Here is a 15,052-nt window from a genome sequence, read left to right as displayed (position 1 = left end):
CATCCGCCACCCGCCCCTCCGCTCACGGCCGTTCGTTGCGGCCACGCAGAGTTAACGAAACGGCGGCTCCTTAAGGCGGAACTTAACAGCACGACGTCCACTTAACAAGAGGACGGCGTTCCGTTAACATGGGCCGCATGATGGAACCAGACCCACCGGAGCCGACGTTCGTACGGGCCAGACGGCCGGAACACAAGGAACAGCGCCGCGAGGCGATCCTGACGGCTGCTCGGGAGCTGGCCACCGCATCAGGAGTGCGCAACGTCAGCCTGGGCAACGTGGCCACAGCGGTCGGCCTGGCCAAATCGAACGTGGTGCGCTACTTCGGCACCCGCGAGGAGATCTTCCTCGTGCTCGCCGTGGACGCCTGGCACCACTGGGCAGAGGACGTCCTCGCTCGACTGCACGACGACGAGAACCCGATCGACGCGCTGGCCGAACCGCTCGCCGCACGACCGCTCTTCTGCGACCTGCTCAGCCAACTCGGGGCGACCCTCGAACACAATGTCTCCGTGTCGGCCGCTCGCGACTTCAAGCAAGCGGTCAACGACATAAACCGCGAACTCGCCGAGGCGATCGCCGACGCGCTGCCGACCCTGACCGTCGGCGAAGCCCGGGAACTGGCGGCGCAGGCGCCGATGCTGGCCGGCACGTACTACCCCGCGGCCAATCCGCCCCCCACTCTCACCCAGCTCTATGCCGAGACCCCCGAACTCGCCGCGGACTGCCCCGTCCTGCTTCCGTCCCTCAAGCGCACCCTCGCGGCGGTGGCCTCTGGACTTCCCTACCTCCGTCCCTGAACTCGCGATCGCGTTCGGAGCGATCGCCCTCGCCTCCGCGCATGTGCGGGCCGGGAAGTTCCTCGGCTGCCGCACACTCGCGGTCAACGACCTCGGCCTCCCGGACTACGGCCTGTTCGTCGACGCTGCATGACATGCCCGAAACGGCATCGGGGTGCTGTTAGGGTCCGGACCATGGAGACCCCCTGGCTGTCCGCTGACGAGCTGCGTTCCTGGCGCGCCTTCAGCGACCTCATGCTGGTCATGGAGGACGCCCTCGACCAGCAGCTCCGCCATGACTCGGGTCTCAGTCATCTGCACTACTCGGTGCTGGTGTTCCTTTCCGAGGCGCCCGAGCACCGGCTCCGGATGACCGATCTCGCCGAGAACCTCAAGATCGCCCGCACTCGGCTGTCGTACACCGTGGCACGGATGGAGGAGGCGGGGTGGGTGCGCCGTGAGGACAGTCCCGGGGACAAGCGCGCCCAGCTGGCGGTCCTCACCGACGAGGGCATGGCGACACTTGAGGGCGCGGCGCCCGGTCACGTCACCCTCGTGCGCTCCGCCGTCTTCGACCGTCTCACCCCGGCGCAGGCCCGCACCTTCGGCGCGGCTTGCGAGATCATCCTGTCCGGCCTGACGGGCCCCGAGCGCCCGGCTCTGCCGCTCGATCTTCCCTGGCGCCGCTGAACCGCCTGACGCCTCAACCCGACCATGACGGACGGTGCGTGAAGAGGCCCACTCACGGACAGATCTTGCAGATTTGCAATACATCGCTAAGCTGGCCCACAGGTTCTTGAAGTCTCAACGACTGCTGCCCTCCTCCCCCACCTCGAAGGAGCCCCCGTGAAGACCACCCGCAAGGCTCGGACCGTAGCCATAGCGCTCGGCGTGGTGGCGGCGACCGGCGCGACCTACGCCGTCGCTGTCCCGGCCGCCCCACACACGGCCCGAGCCACTGGCGAGGAAGCCCAGCTCCAGAAGCTCTACAAAGAGGCCGCCGCCGAAGGAGGCCGTCTGGTCGTGTACGCGGGCGGCGACAAGCCCGGCCAGGCGGACTACCTCAAGGAAGCGTTCGTCAGGAAGTTCCCCAAGATGAAGGTCGACATCGTCGTCGACTTCAGCAAGAACCACGACGCCCGCGTCGACAACCAGATCGACGAGCACCACGTCGTCGCCGACGTGGTCCACCTCCAGACTGTCGACGACTTCCCGCGCTGGAAGAAGGAAGGCGTCCTGGAGAGGTACAAGCCGGTCGGCTGGAACAAGGTCGACAGCCGCGTCAAGGACAAGGACGGCTACTACACCGGCCTGTTCTACTTCGCCTTCGCCGACGTCACCGCCACCAAGCTCGGTTCCAAGGCCCCGGTAGAGGCCAAGGACTTCCTCAGGCCGGAATTCAAGAACAAGCTTGTCTTCACCTACCCGAACGACGACGACGCGGTCCTCTACTACTTCAAGCAGCTCACCGCCAAGTACGGCTTCGGCTACCTGAAGAAACTGCTCGCGCAGAACCCGAAGTTCGTCCGCGGCACCCAGGACTCCTCCGACCTGGTCGGCACCGGCGACTACGTCGCCAACTTCGGCAGCGGCGGCAGCGCGAGCGGCCTGTCGCAGGTGACCCTCCCGAAGCAGTCCCCCTGGGTCGCCTGGCCGCAGACCGGCGCCATCCTCAAGAACGCCCCGCACCAGGCCGCCGCCAAGCTCTATCTCAGCTGGATCCTCTCCAAGGACGCCCAGACCAACGACATCGGCACCTGGAGCAGCCGCACCGACGTCGCCCCGCCGGCCGGCCGCAAGGGCATCTTCGACTACAAGAACATGAACCCGCTCGGGCTCGGCGCGTTCATGAGCGACCGCACCGCCCTGGACCGCTACAAGGCCCGCATCAACCTGTACGTCGGTGACGTCCAGGGCGTGAACCCCTCCGACCCGAAGGGCGTCCTGGGCCTGTACCCGGTCTCCCAGAACGGCACCCAGGGCTAGGGCTGTTGCGAGAGTGAGTATGCAGGTCGCGCCGGCTACCGAGCCTGGTGAAGCGTCGGTTGCGCGCCTGCTGCCCGAAGGATTTCGGCGGTGTCGGGGTGGGGGCCGTTGTCCGCCCAGTCCAATGGCGACAGCCCTGTGCCCTGGTCTTCGCGGAGGTCGGGATCGGCGCCGTGCGCCAGCAATTGCCGGACTGTTTCGGTGTGTCCCCAGCACGCGGCCGCGCACAGAGGTGTGCCCTCCGAGCCGGGACCGCTGCTTTCCCTGTCGGGGGATGCTCCGGCTTCCATGAGCACGCGAGCTATCTCTGCCTCGCCCTGCACCGATGCCAGGTACAGCGGAGTGGTGCCGTCGCTGTTCCTCCTCTCTGGACTTGCTCCACTGCGCAACAGGGCTTCGGTGCTCCTGGCATCGCCTGTCAGGACTGCCTCGAAGAGACGGAGGGAGAGCTTCTTCTGCTGACGCTGCTTCATAGCCGGCGAGGCTAGCGATCTTGAGATCCACTTTTGCCACAGGCCCTGGCGGACTCAGGAGCCGTCGAGGTAGTCCCGCAATACCTGTGAGCGGGACGGGTGGCGGAGCTTGCTCATGGTCTTGGCCTCGATCTGGCGGATGCGTTCCCGGGTGACGCCGTAGACGTGTCCGATCTCCTCCAGGGTCCGGGGGCGGCCGTCCGTGAGTCCGTAGCGCAGGGCGATGATGCCTGCCTCGCGGGCGGTCATGCCGGTGAGCAGGCCGCGGATGGTGTCCTGGAGGAGGTGGTGGGTGACGGCCTCCCAGGGGGCGGGCGTGTCGGTGTCCTCGATGAGGTCGCCGAACTCGCCGTCTCCGTCCTCGCTGAGGCTTGCGTGCAGGGAGACGGGTTCCTTGGTGTAGGCATCCAGTTCGTGGAGCCGTTCCACCGTGATCTCGGCGCGCTCGGCGAGTTGCCCCGGTGTCGGCACCGTACCTGTCTCCCGTGTCAGCTCCCGGCGGGCGCGGGCCACCCGGTTGATGACCTCCACGGTGTGCACCGGGATACGGATGGTGCGGCTCTGGTCGGCCAGGGCACGGGTGACCGCCTGTTTGATCCACCAGGTCGCGTAGGTGGAGAACTTGAAGCCCTTGGCGTAGTCGAACTTCTCCACCGCGCGGATGAGTCCGGCATTGCCCTCCTGGACGAGGTCGAGAAGGTCCAGGCCGCGACCGGTGAAGCGCTTGGCCACGGAGACGACCAGGCGGAGGTTGGCCTCGGTCAGGTGCTCCTTGGCCCGTCGGCCGTCCGCGGCGAGGGCCGCCAGTTCTTCCTCGCGGTACCGGAGGTCTCCCTCCTCCAGCAGCTGTTCGGCGTAGAGGCCGGCCTCGATGCGCCGGGCGATGTCCACCTCCTGTTCGGCGGTGAGCAGCCGGACGCGGGCGATGAGACGCAGGTAGTCCTTGACGGGGTCGGTGCTGCCGCCAGCCGCCGGCAGCAGCGGCTCGGGGCCGTCGGCTTCTTCGTCGGACGGCGCGAGTTCCTGCGCGCTCTCCAGTACGGCACTCACGCGACCGCCCCCTTCAGCAACGGGCCGAGGAACCTGCCGGTGTGCGACTCGGGATGGGCCGCGATCTGTTCAGGAGTGCCCTCGGCGATCACCTGTCCGCCGCCGTGGCCGCCCTCGGGGCCCATGTCGATCAGCCAGTCGGCCGTCTTGACCACGTCGAGGTTGTGCTCGATGACCACGACCGTGTTCCCGCCGTCGACCAGCCGCTGCAACGCCGTCAGCAACCGCTCCACGTCGGCGGTGTGCAGACCGGTGGTGGGTTCGTCCAGTACGTAGAGGGTGCGCCCCCGGGTACGGCGCTGCAACTCGGCTGCGATCTTGACCCGTTGGGCCTCGCCGCCGGACAGGGTGGTGGCCGGCTGGCCGAGCTTCACATAGCCGAGTCCCACATCATGCAGGGTGCGCAGATGACGGTCGATGATCTGGTGGCCCTCGAAGAAGTCCAGGCCCTCCGCCACGGTCATGGCGAGGACGTCGGCGATGGACCGGCCCCGGTACCGCACGTCGAGTGTCTCGCGGTTGTACTGGGCGCCCTGACAGACCTCGCACGGCACGTACACGTCGGGCAGGAAGTTCATCTCCACCTTGATGGTGCCGTCGCCGTGGCAGTGCTCGCAGCGGCCGCCTTTGACGTTGAAGGAGAAGCGGCCGGGCTGGTAGCCGCGCACCTTGGCCTCCGGGGTCTGCGCGAACAGCTTGCGCAGGTGGTCGAAGACACCGGTGTAGGTGGCGGGGCTTGAGCGGGGGCTGCGGCCGATGGGTGCCTGGTCGACCTGGACGACCTTGTCGAGGTGCTCGACGCCGGTGAGGGCGCGGTGACGGCCGGGGGCCCGGTGCGCGCGATGCAGGTGGCGGGCCAGGGCGGTGTGGAGGATGTCGTTGACGAGGGTGGACTTGCCGGAGCCGGAGACGCCGGTGACGGCGGTGAACAGGCCGAGCGGGAAGGACACGGTCGTGCCGCGCAGGTTGTGCTCGGCGGCTTCGTGCACGGTGAGCAGGCGGTCCGGCTGCGGGGGCCTGCGCCGGGCGGGCACGGGGACGGCACGCCGTCCGGACAGGTAGGCCCCGGTGACGGACTCGGGATGCGCCGCCAGCTCGGCGACGGTCCCGGAGTGCACGATGCGGCCCCCTTCCGTCCCGGCGCCCGGCCCGATGTCGACGACCCAGTCGGCGACCCGCAGGGTCTCCTCGTCGTACTCGACGACGATCACGGTGTTGCCACGGTCGCGCAGTCGCTTCAGCGTGTCGATCAGCCGCTGGTTGTCGCGCTGGTGCAGCCCGACGGACGGCTCGTCGAGGACGTACAGCACTCCGGTCAGGCCGGCGCCGATCTGGGTGGCCAGCCGGATCCGCTGGGCCTCGCCGCCGGAGAGGGAGGCCGCCGGGCGGTCCAGGGAGAGGTAGTCGAGACCGACGTGCAGCAGGAACCGCAGCCGCTCGCCGATCTCGGCGAGCACGGCCTGCGCGATCCGCCCCTCGCTCTCCGTCAGTTCCAGCGCGCCCATGGCTGCGGCGAGCCGGTCGAGCGGCAGAGCGGCCGTCTCGGCGATGCTCCGCCCGCCCACGGTCACGGCCAGGACTGCGGGAGTCAGCCGGGCGCCCCCGCAGACCGTGCACGGCACCTCCCGCAGGTATCCGGTGAACCGGCTCCGGGCGGTGTCGGATGCGACGGCCTCGGCATGACGGCGCTCGATGTGCGGGACGACGCCCTCGAAGCGGCTCAGGTGCGACCGCTCGCGGCCGAAGCGGTTGCGGTACGACAGCTGGAGCCGCCGCTCGGTGCCGTACAGAACCATCTTCCTGGCCTCGGGCGGCAGTTCGCGCCAGGGAGTGGAAGTGCTGAACCCGGCTTCGGCGGCCAGGGCTTCCAGCAGGCGGGTGAAGTAGTCGGCGCCGCTGGTGTCCGTCCAGGGCGCGATGGCGCCGTCGGCCAGGGACTTGCTGTCGTCCGGGACGACCAGCGACGGGTCGACCTGGGTGCGGGAGCCCAGTCCGGTGCAGTCGGGGCAGGCACCCCAGGGCGCGTTGAAGGAGAACAGCCGGGGTTCGAGCGACGGCAGGCCGAGGTCGTGGGAGCGCGGGCAGGCCATTTCCTCCGAGAACGTCAACTCCCGCCCGGCACAGTCGGGTTCACGGTCCATGAACTCGACTCGGGCTACTCCCCCGGCCAGGCCGAGGGCGGTCTCGACCGACTCGGTCAGCCGCTGTCGTATCCCCGGCCTGACGGCCAGCCGGTCCACGACGACGTCGATGGAGTGGCGCCTGCGCGGGTCCAGGGCGGGTGGCGTGGTGAGCGCGAACACGGTGCCGTCGACACGGACGCGGCTGAACCCGTCCGAGCTCAACTGCCGGAATATCTCGGCGTGTTCGCCTTTACGGTCACGGACGACGGGGGCGAGCAACTGGAAGCGGGTGCCCTCCGCGGTGCTCAGCAACTGGTCGACGATGCGCTGCGGGGTCTGGCGACTGACCGGCTCGCCGCACTCGGGGCAGTGCGGGCGGCCGATCCGGGCGTAGAGCAGACGCAGGTGGTCGTACACCTCGGTGAGGGTGCCGACCGTGGATCGCGGGTTGTGTCCGGTCGTCTTCTGGTCGATGGCGATCGCCGGGGAGAGTCCCTCGACGGCGTCGACATCGGGCTTGTCCAACTGCCCGAGGAATTGCCGCGCGTACGCGGACAGCGATTCCACATAGCGTCGCTGCCCCTCTGCGAATATGGTGTCGAACGCCAGGCTCGACTTACCGGAACCGGAAACACCCGTAAAGACGACGAGCGAGTCCCTCGGAAATTCCACGGACACGTCACGGAGATTGTGCTGACGGGCGCCTTTGACGACGAGTCGATTGCTCACTCATTCGAGGCTACCACCGTGAAACCGCTGGATAAGGCCGCCCGGATGCCCTCTTCCCGTGTGATGAACATCGCGCTTGACAGGCATTCCCGTGATGTGAGCAAAGAATCGCCCGCGGCCGCTGCCCGGAATGCTCGGAGTGCTTGGGCGATCAGCGCTGCTCCGTGGCGTCGCACAGCGTTCTCAGCGTGCCACCGGGGCGATGGCGCGCAGTTCGACGGCGTGCACCGGCGCGAATCCGACCACCCGCCGCCAGGGCCGAAATGTGCCCCTGGGATCCAGATTCATGACCTCGCCGACGAGGTAGGGCTCCTCGTCCGCGATGACTCCCAGCGCAGTGAATGCGCGCAGTTTCGCCTTCTCCCCCAGGCGCCCGGTGGGCGAGAGAAGATGACGAACCCGTCGCCGCGGCCCAGCCGGGCGAGATCGCGGCGGGCACCGTGGTTGGGCTGGCTCCAGCCGAGCCGGTCGGCGTACCGCGCGTGCTGAGCCGACACCACTCCGAGCCAGGCCCGCAGAGGCCGGCCGGACGGCTTTCCCGCCGGTCCTTCATTCGCCGAGAAAACGGAGGAAAGCTGGCTTTTCATAAGCGCTCCCGAGATCACGGACTGCCATTGTGTGACGGCCATTTCCCAGGGCCATACATGTCATCCGGCGTCATACATCCGAGGCTGGTCCCCGATTCCGACCAGGTCTGGACGACCGGCAGAGGCCGGCGATGTCCGCGGCGACCCGGGCGAGTTCCGCGCGCAGTTCCGGCGGTACCTCGTCCGCGGTGAGTCCCGTGCCGTCGGTGCGGTGGGAACACGGTGCGGACCGAGCCCCCCAGGCGATCGGCCGAGGACCACGACCCCACGGGCGCGTTCTCGCCAGGGCGGTTCCCCGTACTGCTCGGCTACAGCACTTCGAAAGTCGCTGACCTCGCTGACCCTCATGTACGCGAGGAAGCCGCGCCCCGAGGGCATCCTGGTCAACGCCGTCTCACCGAACCGGGTGCCGACAGACGCCAACGACGACACCAGGATCCTCATCCTTGAGCAGGGCTCCCGCATGCCGGTACGGATGGCCGCCCTCCCCGACGGCGGGCCGACAGGCACCTTCATCCGCTCCGACGACACGGAGGAGGGGCAGGTGCCGGCCTGGTGATCCGGGGCCGGCGCGCGGGTCGGCGGCCCACCACCGGCCCCGGTCCGGCGTCCGGTCAGCCCAGCCTGCGCACCGACTGACGGATCACCAACTGGGTGCTCAGGACCACGTGGTCGTCGCCGGTGATGCGTTCCGTGTTCTCCAGGGCCAGCCGCACCGCCGTACGGCCCAGGTCCTCGTACGGGACCCGGATCGAGGTGAGTGACGGGACGAGGTCCGCGGCGAAGGGCACGTCGTCGAAGCCGACCACCGAGACGTCGCCGGGAACGTCCAGCCCCGCGTCGCGGAGCGCGGCGAGCACTCCGAGGGCGACCATGTCGGTGCCCGCGATGACGGCGGTGAAGTCCACCCCCGCCTTGAGCGCGTCTCGCGTGCGCTGGTAGCCGGAGACACGGGTGTACTCACCGGGTATGTCGAGTTCCTCGGCGTACGGCAGGCCGTGTGCGCGCAGGGCGTGCAGGTAGCCTTCCCGGCGTTGCATGCCGGTGCTCAGCCGGGGGTCGGCGCCGAGGAAGAGGGCGCGCCGGTGGCCTTGGACGAAGACGTGGTCGGCGGCCTGGAAGGCGCCTCCGCGGTTGTCGTAGTCCACGACGGTCACGGGCAGGTTCCCGGGCAAGGGCGGGCGGCCCACCAGTACCAACCGGGATCCGGCGGCGTCCAGGGCGCGTGCGTACTCACCCATGCGCTGGAAGTAGGCCTCGTCCTGCACCGTGCCGCCCACCAGGACGACCGCGGCCGCGTGCTGCTCACGCATCAGCTGGACCAGGGCGTCCTCACGGTCCGGGTCCCCGTGGGTGGCACAGACCAGGCTCAGCCGGCCCCGTAGGGCTGCCTCTTGTTCGACCCCGGCGGCGACATGGGCCAGCGATGGCCCGGTGATGTCCCTCAGGACCAGGGCGATGGGGCCTGCGACCTGTCCGGAGAGGGCTTTGGCATGGACGTTCACCACGTAGTGGAGCTCGTCCACCGCGGCCATGACCCGTTCCCGGGTGGCGTTGGAGACGGGGTAGTTACCCGCGAGCGTCCTGGAAACGGTTGCTACCGAGACACCGGCCCGATCGGCGACATCGCGGATGGTGCTGGGGCGGTCACCATCTGCGGTCCTCTTCCGTCGACGCCGGGCGGTTCCGGGCTCGGGACCCGCGCCGGGGTCATTTCCATTCACCGTCACACCGCGACGTTACTGCATCCGGCACTCTTGCGACCCCTCCGAGGCGATTACTAGTGTGACGGCGACAGTAATCGTTTACCAATCTGTGTGCCGGGGGGCCTCCATCGTGTCCGTCACCTTCCTCCGCTGGGGCACCGACGAGTTGTCCCTGCTCCTCGCCCACGACACGGCAGGACCGGTGCGGCTGCTGGCGGTGGGCGAAGCCGCCGCGCTGCCCGACCCGGCCCACGAACCGGCAGGCGCGGGCGGTCTCATGCGAGCGGCCCTGCCGCTGGTCGAGATCCACACGAGCGGCAGCGGGCGGCTCGGCACCTCGGGCAAGCGCCACGTGGACGGCGCCGCCTCCCTCGCACTGCGGTACACCGGCCACGAGGAGTCGGCCGACGCCGATGGAACACGCACGCTGAGCGTGCGCATGGCCGACGACGCGACCGGTCTCCGCGTCACCGTCGTCTGCTCCTTGCACGAGGGTGTCCCCGTCCTGCGTACCGAGGCGTGCGTCGAGAACACGGGCGAGCAGGTGGTGGTCCTGGAGTACGTCTCGTCCTTCGTGCTCTCCAACCTCGCTCGTGGCCTTCCCGAGGGCGCCCGTTGGGAGGAAAAGCTGGCCCTGTGGACCGCGGCCAACCCATGGAGCGGGGAGTTCCGCTGGTCCCGGGCCACCCTCATGGAGCACGGCCTGTACGACGTCGGGATGGTGGCCTTCGGCCAGACGGGATCGAAGAACCGCGTCTGCCTGACCAGCACCGGTTCCTGGTCCTCCTCCGAGCACCTCCCGATGGGCTGTCTGGAGGAGCCCTCGACCGGCCGCGCCCTGATGTGGCAGATCGAGCACAACGGTTCCTGGCACGCCGAACTCGGCGACCGCTTCGACGACGTCTACCTCGCGCTGTCCGGCCCGACCGACCGGGAGCACCAGTGGCGGCGCCGGCTCGCGCCCGGGATGTCGTTCCGCACCGTGCCGGCCGCGGTCGCCCTGATCCCCGAAGGCGGCTTCGAGGCGGCACTCGCGGCCTTGACCCGACACCGCCGCCGGACCCGCCGACCGCATCCCGACCACCGGGGCCTGCCGGTCGTCTTCAACGACTTCATGAACTGCCTGATGGGCGAGCCCAGTACGAAGGCTCTGCTGCCCCTGGTCGACGCGGCCGCGGCGGCCGGCGCCGAGGTGTTCTGCATCGACGCCGGCTGGTACGACGACGAGCCGTCCGGCACGGTCGGCCCCGGGGGCGTGCCCGGCTGGTGGGACGCGGTCGGGGCGTGGGAGGAGTCCGCCTCCCGGTTCCCCGGCGGGCTGGGCGAGGTCATGGACCGGATCCGCGCGGCCGGGATGGTCCCGGGGCTGTGGCTGGAGCCGGAGGCGGTGGGGGTACGCAGCCCGGTCGCGGCCACGCTGCCCGACGAGGCGTTCTTCCGCCGCGACGGCACACGGCTGGTGGAGTGGGGGCGCCACCAGCTCGACCTGCGTCACCCGGCCGCCCGGGACCAACTCGACGCGGTGGTGGACCGGCTGGTCGGCGACTACGGGGTGGGCTATCTGAAGCTGGACCACAACATCGACATCGGCGCCGGTACGGACGGCGGCGACAGCCCGGGCGACGGCCTGCTCGGCCACAACCGTGCCTACCTCGACTGGCTGGACGGGGTCCTCGACCGGCACCCCGGCCTGGTCCTGGAGAGCTGCGCGGCCGGCGGCAGCCGCACCGACCACGCGATCCTGTCCCGCCTGCCGATCCACTCCGTCACCGACCAGCAGGACTTCCGTCTCCTGCCCGCGATCGCCGCAGCCGCACCTACTGCCGTGCCTCCGGAACAGGGCGCGATCTGGGCCTACCCGCTTCCCGAACAGAGCCCGGCGGAACTCGGGATGGTGCTGGTCTCGGCGCTGCTGGGCCGCGTCCACCTCAGCGGACGCCCCGACCTGCTGGCGCCCGAGCAGGCGGCCGTGGTGCATCGGGCGGTGGAAACGTACAAGTCCTACCGCCATCTGCTGCCGACCGCCCTGCCTCGCTGGCCGCTCGGTCTGCCCGGGTGGCGCGACGGCTGGATCGCCCTCGCCCTGACCACCGAGGGCGGTGCGACCCTGCTGGCGGTGTGGCGCCGCGACGGCGCCGCGGACACCCTGACCGTCCCGCTGCCGTGGATCGCCGAACACACCTCTCCGCGCGCCCTGTTCACGGCGGGACCGCAGCCCTCGTACACCTGGAACGACCGGGAACGCACCCTGCGGGTGACCCTCCCGGCCGAACGCTCGGCGCTCCTGCTGGCCTTCTGACCCACCCGCGCCCCGCAGGGGCGCTGGGGGTACCCCCAGCCGAAGGCTGGGGGAGGAACTGCGCGACCAGCCACCACGGTGCCGCGGACGAACGACGTCCCCCCGCGGCACCAACAGCGAAGCGCCTAGCCGCGACCGGCCAGCGGCAGCCAGACCCGCATACCGCCCGCACCGCGGTTGGCCCACGCGTAGTACGGCACCGCCGTCAGCCGGACGTCCTCCCCGGACCGCGGTTCCTCCGCCCCGAGCGGCCGGTACGGCCAGCCCGCGCGTTCGTCTGCGGCCAGGAGATGCCCCACCGCGCTCACCGTGCTGACGCCACCGAGCAACCCCGTCTGCCGGTTCACCGCCAGCGGCGCCCCCGGATCCAGCACGACGTCGTCGGGGTCAAGACCACCGGTCTGGTCGGTCTGTTCGAGGCAGTACACCAGCGGCCCCCGTTCGATCGCGGCGCAGCCCCGGACCGCATCGACACGCGAGGCCGCGACGGTGAGCCGGGGCGGCATCGCGAGATCGAGCCGGACGGTGTCACCGCGGACGAAGGCGTGGGTGACCCGCAACCAGCCGGACTCCGCCTGCCCGTCCAGCACGGCGCCGTTCAGAGCGAGCGTGTACCGCGTGCACCACGCCGGCACGCGGAGCGCGAGGGTCTTCGGCCCGGTGGTGGCTTCCTCGACGGCCACCGTCACCGTGCCGTCCCACGGGTAGTCGGTCGCCACCCGCACGGTGAGGCCGTCGCCGCCGTAGACGCCGGTGGCGTACTGATGGAGGTACAGACCGTCCTCGCCTGTCGTGGCGATGTAGTGCGGCAGGCTCGCGAGCAGGCGCATCACGTTGGGCGGGCAGCAGGCGCAGCGGAACCACGGCGTGCGGTGGGCTGTCTGGTCGCCGGGGCGTTCGTGGGGACGGGCTCGGTGGTGCAGCGGATTGACGTAGAGCCAGGTCCTCCCGTCCAGGCCGGCTCCGGCGAGGAAGCCGTTGAACAGGGTGCGTTCGACCAGGTCGGAGTAGCGGGCCTCACCGGTGAGCAGGGCCATGCGCCAGGAGAAGTGGATCGCGGCGATGGCGGCGCAGGTCTCCGCGTAGGCGCGGTCGGCGGGCAGCTCATGGGCGTCGCCGAAGGCCTCCCAGTCGTGCCGCGAGCCGACGGCCCCGGTGAGGTAGGTCTTGGTGCTCGCCATGTCCAGCCACAGCCGCTCCACCGCCGCGCGCAGTTCGGGGTCACCGGTCTCCGCCGCGAAGTCAACGGCCCCGGCCAGCAGGTAGAGCTGGCGTACGGCGTGACCGACGACCTCGGTCGCCTCGCGGACCGGGGTGTGGTCCTGCCAGAACTCCGGCCCCGGATCGCGGTCGTGGCCACGGTCGGCGCCGGAGGACAGACTTCCGTGGCCGCGGCGGTCGATGAAATAGCGGGCGAGATCGAGGAAGTGCCTTTCGGAGGTGGTCCGGTAGAGCTCGATGAGCGCGGTCTCCACCTCGGGATGGCCGCAGACCGTGTCGACCTGCTTGCCCGGGCCGAAGACGGAGTGGATGTGGTCGGCGAGCCGGCGCGCCACCTCCAGCAGCCGGTCGGAGCCGGTGGCCCGGTGGTGGGCGACGGCGGCCTGCATCAGATGCCCCGCGCAGTAGAGCTCGTGGCCCCAGCCCAGCTCGGTCCACGGCTCGCCGCCGCCGAGCTGGTAGTACGTCTGCAGATAGCCGTCCTCCCGCTGGGCGGCGGCGATCAGCCCGACGACGGTCTCGACCTCGGCGGCGAGTTCGTCGTCGGGGCTGCCGGCCACCTGCCAGCAGGCGGCCTCCAGCCACTTGTAGACGTCGGAGTCCTGGAACTGGAAGTCACCCGCGAAGCCCGTGGGGACGGCTCCGGGGACGGGTCCGCCCTCGGTGCGCAGGAGCGCGGCAGCGCGGAAGTTGGCGAGGTTCCCGGCCGCCTCCAGCCGCTTCGGGCCCTCCGCGAGGGACACCTCGGCGTTGACCCGCCGGCGTTCGGCCCAGAAGCCGCCCTCGACACGGGCCATGGCGGCGGGACGCAGCGGGGACACGGCACCGGGGGTGGGACTGACCGGTCCGGAAAGCACGGTGTTCAGGGGAGCCTCCGAGGAGAAGGAGATCGGGAGGGGAAGGTGGAAGGAGGAACGCGAGCGGTCAGGCGCTGATGGCGAGCTGGGCCCGGTGCACCGGGTGCGCGAGGGGCAGGCCGGTGGTGATGCGTTCCAGTTCCTGTACGACGGTGTCGCCGAGGCGGGCCAGTTCGTTGCCCAGGGAGCCGGCGATGTGCGGGGTGAGGAAGACGTTGGGAAGGCTGTAGAGCGGGGAGCCGGCGGGCAGCGGTTCCGGGTCGGTGACATCCAGGACCGCGCTGAGCCGTCTGCTGACCAGCTCCTCGGTGAGCGCGGTGTGATCGATCAGGGCTCCCCGCGAGGTGTTGATCAGTACGCCGCCGTCGGGGATGAGCGCGAGTCGCTCACGGCTGAGCATTCCCTGCGTCTGCGGGATGTCCGGCGCGTGCACGCTGACGATGTCGCTGGTGCGCAGCAGCTCGTCCAGCGGCAGGGGGACGGCTCCGAGCCGTGCCGCCTCCGCCGCGTCGACGTAGGGGTCGTAGAGGCTCACCGACAGGTCGAACGGCCGTAGCAGCTCAAGGACCCGGCGCCCCACTCGGGAGGCGCCGATCAGGCCGACACGGCGTCCGACGTTGCCCACCGCCGCGTACTCCGTCGGCGCGGGATACATCTGCTCGGCCCGGAAGCGCTCGCGCAGCCCGAAGGCGTCCTTGCCGGAGAGCAGGATCGCGGCGAGCGTGTACTCCGCCACGGGCAGCGCGTTGGCCTGCACCGCGCTGGACAGAGTGATACCTCGCTCCCAGAACGGCTCCCCGACCATGTGCCGGACGCTGCCGGCCGCATGCAGCACCGTCCGCAGCCGTGGTGCCCCGTCCAGGACCGGTGCGCCTATGTGGGGACAACCCCAGCCCGTGATGAGTACCTCGGCCCGGCTCAGGGCTGCCGCTGCCGCCGGATCGGAGAAGTCCTGGACGACGAGCCCGGGATCGATCCGCACGAGTTGGCGGAGCCGGTCCATCAGCCGCGGCGGGAACAGTTCACGCAGGTGGACGGGGTTCATGACGAAAAGCGCGTAAGGCGACAGGGATGCCGACATGGTGGTGCTCCTGCTCGGGCTCAGGGATGGCGAGCGAGACGCCGCAAGGTTAGTAAACGTATTCCACGCTAGAAGCCGTCCCGGTGTCGGTCAATGCTTCGCCGTGGAGTCGTCGATGCCACCGGACCTCTCGACCGGCACCGGGCTTGCCGAACCATGCA

11 protein-coding genes are annotated in these 15,052 nt (G+C 70.0%); 5 read left to right on the top strand and 6 right to left on the bottom strand.

Going from position 1 to position 15,052, the window contains the following annotated elements; all coding sequences use genetic code 11:
- Positions 1-137 precede the first annotated feature (137 nt).
- From ACIRR9_RS30775 to ACIRR9_RS30765, 3 genes are all read left to right on the top strand, one after another.
- Positions 138-800: a TetR family transcriptional regulator gene (locus tag ACIRR9_RS30775; RefSeq protein ID WP_403758400.1), complete on the top strand. Its 663-nt coding sequence runs from the start codon at positions 138-140 to the stop codon at positions 798-800.
- A 174-nt stretch (positions 801-974) separates the two neighbouring features.
- Positions 975-1,469, top strand: a complete 495-nt coding sequence (locus tag ACIRR9_RS30770; protein WP_403758397.1) for a MarR family winged helix-turn-helix transcriptional regulator — start codon at positions 975-977, stop codon at positions 1,467-1,469.
- Positions 1,470-1,625: 156 nt separating this feature from the next.
- On the top strand, positions 1,626-2,765 hold the full coding sequence (locus ACIRR9_RS30765; RefSeq protein WP_403758395.1) for an ABC transporter substrate-binding protein: 1,140 nt from the start codon (positions 1,626-1,628) through the stop codon (positions 2,763-2,765).
- A 35-nt stretch (positions 2,766-2,800) separates the two neighbouring features.
- Here the strand turns inward: ACIRR9_RS30765 and ACIRR9_RS30760 are convergent, their stop codons facing one another.
- The 3 genes from ACIRR9_RS30760 to uvrA are packed head-to-tail and all read right to left on the bottom strand — an operon-like array spanning position 2,801 to position 7,140.
- Positions 2,801-3,238, bottom strand: a complete 438-nt coding sequence (locus ACIRR9_RS30760) for an ankyrin repeat domain-containing protein (protein WP_403758392.1) — start codon at positions 3,236-3,238, stop codon at positions 2,801-2,803.
- A 54-nt stretch (positions 3,239-3,292) separates the two neighbouring features.
- Positions 3,293-4,288, bottom strand: a complete 996-nt coding sequence (locus ACIRR9_RS30755; RefSeq protein ID WP_403758389.1) for an RNA polymerase sigma factor — start codon at positions 4,286-4,288, stop codon at positions 3,293-3,295.
- Positions 4,285-7,140 carry an excinuclease ABC subunit UvrA gene (gene uvrA / locus ACIRR9_RS30750; RefSeq protein WP_403758386.1) on the bottom strand — a complete coding sequence of 952 codons (2,856 nt, stop codon included), beginning with the start codon at positions 7,138-7,140 and terminating at the stop codon, positions 4,285-4,287. Before uvrA ends, ACIRR9_RS30755 begins: the two co-directional genes overlap by 4 nt.
- Positions 7,141-8,073: 933 nt before the next feature.
- On the opposite strand from uvrA, the gene ACIRR9_RS30745 reads away from it, so the two are divergent.
- Positions 8,074-8,286: a hypothetical protein gene (locus ACIRR9_RS30745; RefSeq protein WP_403758383.1), complete on the top strand. Its 213-nt coding sequence runs from the start codon at positions 8,074-8,076 to the stop codon at positions 8,284-8,286.
- Positions 8,287-8,341: 55 nt separating this feature from the next.
- Here ACIRR9_RS30745 and ACIRR9_RS30740 read toward each other — a convergent pair whose 3' ends face one another.
- Positions 8,342-9,457: a LacI family DNA-binding transcriptional regulator gene (locus ACIRR9_RS30740; protein ID WP_403758380.1), complete on the bottom strand. Its 1,116-nt coding sequence runs from the start codon at positions 9,455-9,457 to the stop codon at positions 8,342-8,344.
- 106 nt (positions 9,458-9,563) lie between these two features.
- On the opposite strand from ACIRR9_RS30740, the gene ACIRR9_RS30735 reads away from it, so the two are divergent.
- On the top strand, positions 9,564-11,732 hold the full coding sequence (locus ACIRR9_RS30735) for an alpha-galactosidase (RefSeq protein WP_403758377.1): 2,169 nt from the start codon (positions 9,564-9,566) through the stop codon (positions 11,730-11,732).
- Positions 11,733-11,857: 125 nt separating this feature from the next.
- On the opposite strand, the gene ACIRR9_RS30730 is transcribed toward ACIRR9_RS30735, so the two are convergent.
- Together ACIRR9_RS30730 and ACIRR9_RS30725 are read right to left on the bottom strand one after the other, a co-directional pair.
- A complete protein-coding gene (locus ACIRR9_RS30730) occupies positions 11,858-13,819 on the bottom strand; it encodes a glycoside hydrolase family 127 protein (protein ID WP_403758492.1) in 1,962 nt (653 codons plus the stop codon).
- Positions 13,820-13,877: 58 nt separating this feature from the next.
- Complete coding sequence (locus ACIRR9_RS30725; protein WP_403758374.1) at positions 13,878-14,891, bottom strand: hydroxyacid dehydrogenase; 1,014 nt, start codon at positions 14,889-14,891, stop codon at positions 13,878-13,880.
- Positions 14,892-15,052: the final 161 nt, after the last annotated feature.

Origin of the sequence: Streptomyces sp. NPDC101234 (genome assembly GCF_044767525.1) — a bacterium.
GTDB classification, from domain to species: Bacteria; Actinomycetota; Actinomycetes; order Streptomycetales; family Streptomycetaceae; genus Streptomyces; species Streptomyces sasae.
The sequence above is the reverse complement of the archived record's forward strand: the minus strand, read 5'-3'. Positions and strand labels throughout refer to the sequence as shown.